This is a genomic window from Aetokthonos hydrillicola CCALA 1050 (assembly GCF_017591665.1).
In the GTDB taxonomy this organism is placed as follows: Bacteria; Cyanobacteriota; Cyanobacteriia; order Cyanobacteriales; family Nostocaceae; genus Aetokthonos; species Aetokthonos hydrillicola.
Window position 1 is genome coordinate 39,974 of sequence record NZ_JAAKGC010000055.1, and the last position, 9,533, is coordinate 49,506.

Below are 9,533 nucleotides of genomic sequence, written 5' to 3' on the forward strand. Positions count from 1 at the left end.
AATGTTTGTTAAAACCTCGCCCCCTGTGGACGAGACAGAAGTTGAAACTTTTCTTAAAAAACCATTTCTTTATGGGTGGTGTATTCTGACTCCTGAATTCTGTCTCCTGACTCCTCTTTATTATGACTCGTTGTGAACTACCTACATCGCCGCAAGCGGTCGATGTAGGCTTCCAGTCTCAATGGCTACTGCCTTCGTTCCCTTACGGTTAGTTGGTCTTACGTTGCCTCCACTGGCAGTACCGGGGTTCCCTCCGGCATTGACTTCCTGACAAGCAGGGGAGTTCATTATTCGGATGCCTTCATTTCTGATGTTCAATGCTGCGTTTCCATCTCTATCATGATGAGTTAAACACTTTGGGCAATCCCATTGACGTATATCGAGCGTTAACTTATCAACTACATGATTACAGCAAGAACACATTTTAGAACTGGGGAAGAATCTATCAATTTCTATTAATTTTCCGCTTCTTTTCTGTAGTTTATAATCCAAGAAATTAACAAACATTCCCCAGCCTACATCCGAAATACTTTTAGATAACTTACGGTTGCGTTTCATCCCCTTCACATTGAGGTTTTCAACTGTGATAACTTGGCTTTCGTCTACCAATTTCCTGCTTAGTTTATGCAAAAAGTCTTGGCGGGTGTTAGCAACTCGTTCGTGTACCTTAGCAATTAGTTTTCTTGATTTCTCTTTTGATTTACTACCTGATGGCTTGCGAGCATGTTTCTTCTGTTTACGAGCTAGATTCTTTTCATGACGCTTAAGGTGTTTAGGGTTAGCAAACTTTTCAACCTTCTCACCGTCATGAACGATTGCGAAATCCTTTAACCCTAGATCAATGCCGACAATTTTATCCCCTTCTACATTATCCTCGGTTCCCTCTACGGAGCATAAAACAGAAGCAAAGTACTTGTCAGATGGTGTTTTTGAGATAGTGACAGTTTTAATTGTTCCTTTAATAGGTCGATGGAAAACGGCTTCTACTTCTCCAATTTTGGGAATCTTCAAAAACTTTTCTTTTACCACCGTGACGTTTTGAGGATATTGGATGGACTGTTTGCCTTTCCTTGATTTAAAACGTGGAAACTTGGCTCTCCCTTCAAAGAAATTTGAATAGGCTTTATTTAAGTTGATTGCAACGCATTGTAAAACCGATGAATAGCAATCCTCTTTCAACCAAGTATGTTCTACCTTGAGCTTAGGTAACACTCCCTTGTAAACGCTCATCTTTAATGATTTACCCGTTTTCTCGTAGTGTTGAATGCATTCATTTAAAGAGTAATTCCAATACCACCTAGCACACCCAAAGGACTTAGCTAGTGATTCTTGTTGTTCTGTTGTTGGGTATAGTCTTACCTTGATTGCCTTCAACACTATTGATCACCTCCTTGTTTTTATTGCTATACATAAGATAGCATAAAGAGGAAACAAAGAGGAAACAAAGAGGAAACAAAATGAAAGATAAATATATCAGAGTTAGAACATCAGAAAGAAGATTAAATAAGTTGCGCTTATATGCCGCAATCAAGGAAAAGACAATGACTCAGGTTATAGATGAGTTTATAGACTCATTGAAAATCCCTGAAGCTGGCGACTCCGACGCTCGTTCGCCTTTGGCGTCTCCCCTTGGGAGAGGACTCGAAGAGAGCTCCGCTATCAACCACCCCTCACCCTGGTTGAGTGGTAGTCAACCTCGGATGGGGGTGGTTTCGTCGCCGCCCCAAAATTCATCCCACGTCTCACCCGAAGGGGAGCGTGGGATGAATTTTGGTTTAAGCTAAGAAGCAGTTTTTTGCAATTCATTAAGTCGTGCCAAAACTTCCTTGCTGTGAATAGCTGGATTGACGTTAAGGAAAATCTCCCGCAGAGTCCCCTGGGGATCAATGATAAACGTATGACGCATAGATATAAAGCTCATCCAAGAACCGTAAGCTTTACTGACTGCGCCAGTGGTATCAGCTAACAAAGGAAATTTCAGTCCTTCAGAATCACAAAACTCGGCGTGGGAATCAACATCGTCAGCACTAACACCAATAATTTGAGAGTTTTTTTGTAAATATTGGGGTAAGTCTTGTTGAAAGCGGCGGGCTTCTATAGTGCATCCGGGTGTAAAATCTTTGGGATAAAAGTAAAGAACTACCCACTTACCACGGAACTCCGACAAAGAAATTTTGCCATCACCAGTGTTAGTTGGCAAAGTAAAGTCTGGTGCGGGTTGATTAAGTGGAGGAAGTTTACCTCCTAAAGCGTAAGCAACCGATGGTAAATGCAACCAACTAATGAGAGCAAAACAACTGGCAAGTAATATGCTCAGGAAAGTGCGGCGATAAATCATTGCCTAAACCAGAATCACAGCTTAATATAAGTTTACAATTAATCGCTACTTTTATTCTATTGGTCAGATGTACGATTTGTATCTACGCTTTCGATATACTGGCTATCTAGAAGGAATGCTCCCTTGGTAAAGCGTACACCCCAGTATCCTCCAGGACGGCGATCAATGACTATCCCCTCTTCACCCACAGCAATCACGTCTGGAGGGCGTAGCATAGGCATCGGGTCAGCAGTTTTGACGTAGGGTGGTAACACTACGAGGCGAACTTTTTCTCCAACGGTAAATTCTTTAGACATGTTGATGGAGTCGGACAGCTTTTACACTAAAAATATAGCTTGCTATTGGATGGAATAGACTTGTGGGAGAACAAAGGTGGTTGCGGTTAAACTCAGAGTCGCTTTCAGTGATGATTTTTTGAGTTCCAGTCACAACCTAACTGACATCTTGCACCCGGACTGAATCAGCCCGATATCCCGCCCTACACTTAAGTGTAGGGCTAATAGCTTAAGTCCATTGAAAAGGACTGAAATCCTTACTCAGTCCTCTTAAGAGGACTTTAGCTATCAACAAGCGATTTAAATCGCTGGCTGGCTGACAGCCCAGGTGCAAGATATCAGCTAATCACTTTCTTTTAAGAGAAGGTTCGATTTGAGAAATTTCTAATCATTCAACTTGAAAAAAGTCATGGGTAAACCCGTGACTTTAGTCATATTTCCACTTTGATATACTCCATTTAGGAAGCATGACGTTCTTAATCACATACTATTAAGAAAGTGAATAAAAGTAATTTATGAGTCCCCCAATTCAATTCAAAAATCATCCTTTTAGATTTCTGCTTTACTTAGAGTGGATACTGCTGACGTTTGCGGCATTTACAGTAACAACACATTATCATCATCATTCTCTTCAATTTTATGAACTCACAATTTTAAATTTATTAATTTTCGGTTTAATCGGCCTAAGATTACCGACTAGTAACATAAAGATAAAAATAGTTTACACAGCCATTGAAATAATACTCATTTTATTAACAGACTATTATGGATTGCTCAAAGGACCACCGTTTCCTTTTCTGTATCTAATTGTGGTAATTCGCAGTTGTTTTATGTTTAATTCTTTTGGGCGTTTAATAGTTACTTCTCTATCTTATTTATTATTTCTGATAACAATTTTAATAACAACAAAATCCAGATTACATCAAGCCAGACATTTATCAATAGAACAAGAACAAAACCATATTGTCTTTTTTTGTATTAGTATTGCCTTACTGTTGGGAATAGCTTTAGTATTTGTTTTATTATTAATGAATGCAGTACTTTCTGAGAGAAAAAGCCGAGAGCAACTAGCAATAGCTCACGAAAAACTCCAGCAGTACGCTTTCCGAGTTGAAAATCAAGCCACTCTTGAAGAACGTAACCGTATAGCTCGCGAGATCCACGATTCATTAGGACATTCTCTCACGGCTTTGAATTTACAATTAGAAACTGCTTTGAAACTTTGGAATGCTGACCAATTCAAGGCTTTAAGTTTTTTAACTAAGGCGAAGGAATTAGGTTCTAAGGCACTACAAGATGTACGACATTCAGTTTCTGCTATGCGTTCTAATCCTTTGCAAGGTCAATCATTAGAGCAAGCAATTATGGGTTTAGCAGAAAACGTTAACCGCGCAACTGGTGTTTCACCAATTTGTCAAATTGCTTTGTATCACCCTATTCCAATTGAAATGAGTTCTCCTATCTTTCGCATTGTCCAAGAATCGTTTACAAATATTTGTAAGTATGCCAAACCTACAGAAGTTAGGTTAAAACTAACCAGCACTCCAACAACTATACATTTGATTATTGAAGATGATGGAGTTGGTTTTGATTTATCTCAAAACACTACTGGCTTTGGACATCAGAGTATGCGCGATCGCACTTTAGCGCTAGGAGGAACTTTTAATATCTACAGTTCTCCTGGTTATGGTTGCAAAATTACAATTGTTATCCCCTTACTGAGAGTGCAATGAACCACTTTAGATACGTAATGTTATCCGAGTATTTCTGAGTCGTTGATAACGCTTTTGTTTTATGGGAGCAGCCATAAATAAAATCTGCTCTAAAAGCATTGGTGCAACGCGATTACACCACATAGCCAAATGACTTTGCCACCCTATTAACATTTCAGGTGATTCTTTACGCAGTTGTTTCACCAGTGCCTGGGCGACTTTTTCAGGAGTCGTAGGAATAATCCATCGAAACCACTTTAATTCTCGCACCATATCCGTATCTGTTAAGGATGGCAATAAAGCCATCACTCGAATATTGTGTGGTGCTAATTCACCACGCAAAGCCTGGGTAAAGCCTAAAATTGCAAACTTGGTGGCAGAGTAAGTAGCCATTGTCGGGGCTGCAACTTTACCCATCAAGCTGGAAACGTTAATAATTCTTCCTTCCTGCTGTGATGCCATGCGGCGGGCAATTAGGCGGGTAACAGTATACATTCCCATTAAATTCACGCTGATCTCTTGCTGCACTTGTGGTAACTGAGAGTGTAAAAAGGGAGCTTGGTAAGCCACTCCAGCACAGTTGATCAGTAGATCAATTGGTCCGTAATCTCGCCAAGCTTGTGCCAGCGCGATGTTAACTTCTACTAGTTGAGTCAGATCCAAAGGTAGAGTAACGACTTCTACACCAAGGGCTTCGACTTCAATCGCTACTTCAGTTAATCGAGTAGCATCTCGTGCTAGTAACAACAGGCGTTTCACTCCTTGTTGCGCTAGTTCTAGAGCGATCGCTCGTCCAATTCCACGAGAAGCTCCAGTAATTAAAGCTGTTTTTCCTTGAATATTCATAACTCAAACCTCTAAAGTGGAGGTCCCGATAGGTTTTTAGCCCATGTCAAACTGAAAGACTTCAACTATATGAAGTCTTTTGTGCATACAATCTGTGCATCATCAAATCAAGTCAATCTTGATGTCATCTTTGCAAGTAACTAAATTAGTGCAGCACTAGGATTGATATCGAGCATGGGTAGTAAATCTCCTAGATGTGAGATGTCAGCCGAAATGGCTTTCCAACACAATCTAGCAATGGGATCAAGCCCTTGCAACATTTATTAACATAATTTGCTAATTGTAATATAACTATACAATTCTTTCAGAAGTAAAGTGCCGTGGAGGTATACAAAAAATCCTTGCATAACCCTTGCAATGACAGTATCTAGTAGAGCTTTAGGGGGTCAAAAATATGATAGGTATTCTTTAATATACGTACAGCAGTTTTCCTCGTTGCTGAGCCTAGGAGCTTTATTCCGGGCGTTTTGTAAGAGCTCAGTTGTAGTTTGTTACTCAACTATGTAAACTATGAGAAAAATAGAAACCCGTTAAAGGTTACACAAATAGGGAGCTATTGCGCACGAAAGAAGCGAAAACTACCATGTTTTGGCTTTCAAGACCAGCGTAACGATGATTGATGATATGATTAAAGTCTTGATTGTCGATGACCAAAGTTTAATTCGTCAAGGATTAAAAGTTCTACTGGAATTAGAACAAGATTTAGAAATAGTAGGAGAAGCGGAAAATGGTGAAATCGCAATTAAATTAGTTGAAGCATTTAACCCTGATGTGGTATTGATGGATATTAGAATGCCTGTTATGGATGGGGTAGCAGCGACAAAGGAAATTCAAAACCGTTTCACAGGAAGTAAAGTTTTAGTACTAACGACTTTTGATGATGATGAATATGTGACAGCAGCGTTACAGAATGGAGCAATGGGTTATCTATTTAAAGATACGCCTTCCGAAGAGTTAGCTGTTGCAATTCGTGCTGTTTATAAAGGGTATACCCAACTAGGACCAGGAATAGTTAAAAAACTTTTAACTCTATTTCCAAATACATCACCTGCAGCATCGCCGCCACCTCCGCCACCAAGCTTAGCAGAACTGACTCCTAGAGAAAAAGACGTTTTGCGATTAATTGCCTCTGGTGCTAGTAACCGCGAGATTGCTAGTCAGCTATATATTTCGGAGGGTACTGTGAAGAACCACGTTACCAATATTCTGAATCGGTTGGAGTTACGCGATCGCACTCAAGCAGCAATTTTTGCCAATTCGTATTTATCTTATTTGAATGACCATAGTTAACAAATTATTCAACAAGGGGTTAATTAAATAATTTTAAACATTCCTCTCTTAAAACACCTTTGATCAATTTTATTTTCCTAAAACTTTTAGCAATAACTTCTTCACAAGATATTTCAATTTGAGCTTGTTTTAAGGCAATTAAATCTTTAATGGAAGCACCATAAACAATTTGTGAAATACCAGACCAAACACAAGCACCAGCACACATGGGACAAGGCTCACCAGTTGTATATATTGTATAACCATCTAAGGAAGGATTTTTAAGTTTAGCCGTCAAAATGCGAATAGCGTTAATTTCCGCATGTGCAGAGGGATCGTTATCTTGTTTAACAGTATTATAAGCGCTGGCAACAACTTTATTGTCTTTGACAATAACTGCACCATAGAGCGTATTCCCTTTCTTTGCTTGTGCGATCGCCATGAGCATAAAGTCTTCTTGTTTCATTATTATTCTATGTATTAGATATGGATAGTCGTTAAGAATTATAGTAGAGCTACCTGTACATGAGTTAGAAAAGAATTCAGAATACAGGAGTCAGGAGTCAGAATATACCACCCATAAAGGGATGGTGTTTTAAGAGAAGTTTCAAGCCCTTTCTCATCCACAATGGATGAGGTTTTTACCAGTATTTATTCTTCTGACTCCTGAATTCTGACTCCTGAGTTCTTTTTGATAAAGTTACTTGTTAAGCTAGAGAAAGGTAAAGAAGGGTGTACATAACGACTTAGTTCTTTCACAAAGAATATAGGACTGCTAAAAGGCCAATGTAATTGTAGCAGATTTCCGAAATAACCTTTGAAACTATGCTCTTTGACAAGAAACAAACCGAATTTTACTTAAAGGACCTAGAAACGCCCATAGGCAGAGCGGTTAATTTATTAATCGTTGCACTAGTTCTAGTCTCATCAGCAATTTTTGTTTTAGAAACATACAATCTTCCTAATTCTACCCGGGTTGCTTTGGATATTGTGGACAATGGAATATTAATAATTTTCGCTGTAGAATATTTAGCACGCCTGTGGAGTACAGAAGATAAAATTAAATACATTCTGAGTTTTTACTCGATTATAGATCTACTTTCTATTGTACCTTTTTTCCTCGGAACTTTTGATACAAGATTCATTCGTCTACTACGATGGTTCAGGATTTTACGGTTGATTAGATTTATTGATCGCAAATTTTTATTTGCTAACATTAGCACTGAAGATGGAATAATTTTTGCAAGGATATTATTTACTTTATTTGCGATAATTTTTGTATATTCTGGTTTAATTTATCAAGTAGAGCATCCAGTCAACACTAGAATTTTTCGTACTTTTTTGGATGCATTCTATTTTTCTATCGTCACAATGACAACCGTTGGATTTGGTGACGTTACTCCAATTTCTGAATTAGGGCGGTTGTTGACGGTATTAATGATTTTAACAGGGATTGCCCTAATTCCTTGGCAAGTAGGTGATTTAATTAAGCGGTTAGTCAAAACTACAAACCTTGTAGAAACAGTTTGTTTTGGTTGTGGTTGGTCTTTTCATGATACAGATGCTCATTTCTGTAAGATTTGTGGAACAAAGCTGAGAAAAAACTAGGGAATGGGGGGTAAAAATAATGCGCAGCTTCACAGCTTATTGCTAGCAAGTAACAGCCAGCAGTTAACCCCTCACATTTAAAATTACTTCAAAAAATAAATTTTTCTTTACTTTAACTTAACCTGTCCCGAATAACTTGAGAATGAATCGGTAGTTTCACTTATCATAAGGTTTTAAATAAATGGATAGAAGAGCTTTTCTCAAGTATTCACTAGCAGCTGGTTTAGTTATTTGTGCTGGTGAGGAAATTCCTAAACTTTTGGGAATGAATGAATTGCAAGCTAGTAGACTTTTTGACATTGAGCCGGTTAATGCTACCACAGTTAATCTTGCCACAAAAGTTTTCCCACAAAGTGTCGCTTCAGGAGATCCCCAAGCTCACGGGATTACCTTATGGACTCGTGTTGTCCCATCTGAATCTGAGCCGGTTCACATTGCTTTTGAGGTAGCCAAAGACAGTGAGTTTAAGTCAAAAATTCTGCGCGGTGTTGCTCAAACAGACGAGTCGAAGGATTATACGTTCAAGGTACGGTTGGATTCTAAAAAGCTTAAACCCTACACAACATACTATTACCGATTCATTTACAAGGGTATAGCAAGTAAAACAGGGCGCTTTAAGACTTTGCCAGAGAATAATGCACAACTAAATAGTGTTCGCTTTGCTTATATCAGCTGCCAAGATTACACAAACGGATACTACAATGCCTATCAATTCTTAGCCACAGAAGATATTGACTTTGTGGTTTTTTTGGGTGACTACATTTACGAAACGGTGAGTGATACCAGTTTTCAAAGAGGAGTACGTCCCCTCCAATTACCAAGTGGTGAGTCAACAGCTTCAAGTCTCGAAGATTATCGATTTCTCTACCAAACTTACAACTCAGATTTAGATCTGCAACTTTTACGGGAGCGAGTTGCATTTATCTCTATTTGGGATGATCATGAATTTGCCAATGATTGCTTTGGCGAGAACGCGCCTGACCAATTCTCGTTCCAAAAACCAAACCTCCGTCAAGCAGCTAATCAAGCATGGGCTGAATATACACCAACTAGTATCCTCTTTGATCCCGACAAAAACCCCCTCGATTCAATACAAATTTACCGCACGTTTAAAATTGGTAACTTGCTTGAATTAGTGCTGACAGACGAACGTCTCTATAGAAATGGTCCGCCATGCGATAATTTGGAAGCACAGCAACAAAGATATCTCTCTCAAAAGCGTTACATCACACCAGATTGCCAAGAGCGCTATGATCCAACACGAACTATGTTAGGGGTGGAACAGCGTCAATGGTTTCTCAAACAAATCACCGAGTCTTCAAGAATTTGGAAGATTTGGGGGAATGAAGTCATGACCATGCAGCTTAAAGTGCTGTCAGCTTATGCTACCCAATTGTTAGGACAAGCGGTTCCAGATTTATTTGTTACCTTGGATCAATGGGATGGTTATCCTGCTGAGCGGGCTTTATTGTTCAAGTCTATCAG

At 39.1% G+C, this 9,533-nt stretch carries 10 protein-coding genes; 5 read left to right on the plus strand and 5 right to left on the minus strand.

Features of this window, described 5'->3' with window-relative positions; all coding sequences use genetic code 11:
* Positions 1–141: 141 nt before the first annotated feature.
* The gene (locus G4P69_RS23775; protein WP_208351614.1) at positions 142–1,377 is read right to left on the minus strand and encodes an RNA-guided endonuclease InsQ/TnpB family protein; all 1,236 of its coding nucleotides are present in this window, start codon (positions 1,375–1,377) and stop codon (positions 142–144) included.
* Between the two features lie 80 nt (positions 1,378–1,457).
* On the opposite strand from G4P69_RS23775, the gene G4P69_RS23780 reads away from it, so the two are divergent.
* The gene (locus tag G4P69_RS23780; RefSeq protein ID WP_208351638.1) at positions 1,458–1,784 is read left to right on the plus strand and encodes a hypothetical protein; all 327 of its coding nucleotides are present in this window, start codon (positions 1,458–1,460) and stop codon (positions 1,782–1,784) included.
* Here the strand turns inward: G4P69_RS23780 and G4P69_RS23785 are convergent.
* Together G4P69_RS23785 and sipA are read right to left on the minus strand one after the other, a co-directional pair.
* Complete coding sequence (locus G4P69_RS23785; RefSeq protein ID WP_208351615.1) at positions 1,781–2,338, minus strand: peroxiredoxin; 558 nt, start codon at positions 2,336–2,338, stop codon at positions 1,781–1,783. The genes G4P69_RS23780 and G4P69_RS23785 overlap by 4 nt on opposite strands.
* Positions 2,339–2,394: 56 nt before the next feature.
* Positions 2,395–2,634: a regulatory protein SipA gene (sipA, locus tag G4P69_RS23790; protein WP_208351617.1), complete on the minus strand. Its 240-nt coding sequence runs from the start codon at positions 2,632–2,634 to the stop codon at positions 2,395–2,397.
* Between the two features lie 494 nt (positions 2,635–3,128).
* On the opposite strand from sipA, the gene G4P69_RS23795 reads away from it, so the two are divergent.
* Complete coding sequence (locus G4P69_RS23795; RefSeq protein WP_208351620.1) at positions 3,129–4,346, plus strand: sensor histidine kinase; 1,218 nt, start codon at positions 3,129–3,131, stop codon at positions 4,344–4,346.
* A gap of 6 nt (positions 4,347–4,352) precedes the next feature.
* Here G4P69_RS23795 and G4P69_RS23800 read toward each other — a convergent pair whose 3' ends face one another.
* Positions 4,353–5,171 (minus strand): SDR family NAD(P)-dependent oxidoreductase, encoded by an 819-nt coding sequence (locus G4P69_RS23800; protein ID WP_208351624.1) that lies wholly within the window; start codon positions 5,169–5,171, stop codon positions 4,353–4,355.
* Positions 5,172–5,795: 624 nt separating this feature from the next.
* On the opposite strand from G4P69_RS23800, the gene G4P69_RS23805 reads away from it, so the two are divergent.
* A complete protein-coding gene (locus tag G4P69_RS23805) occupies positions 5,796–6,461 on the plus strand; it encodes a response regulator (RefSeq protein ID WP_208351635.1) in 666 nt (221 codons plus the stop codon).
* 19 nt (positions 6,462–6,480) lie between these two features.
* Here the strand turns inward: G4P69_RS23805 and G4P69_RS23810 are convergent, their stop codons facing one another.
* Entirely contained in the window at positions 6,481–6,906 is a 426-nt protein-coding gene (locus G4P69_RS23810) for a nucleoside deaminase (protein WP_208351626.1), read from the minus strand.
* 359 nt (positions 6,907–7,265) lie between these two features.
* On the opposite strand from G4P69_RS23810, the gene G4P69_RS23815 reads away from it, so the two are divergent.
* Both G4P69_RS23815 and G4P69_RS23820 read left to right on the plus strand, forming a co-directional pair.
* Positions 7,266–8,048, plus strand: coding sequence for an ion transporter (locus G4P69_RS23815; protein ID WP_208351628.1), 783 nt, complete (start codon positions 7,266–7,268; stop codon positions 8,046–8,048).
* Positions 8,049–8,229: 181 nt separating this feature from the next.
* On the plus strand, positions 8,230–9,533 hold a 1,304-nt coding region (locus G4P69_RS23820), incomplete at its 3' end, for an alkaline phosphatase D family protein (protein WP_208351630.1).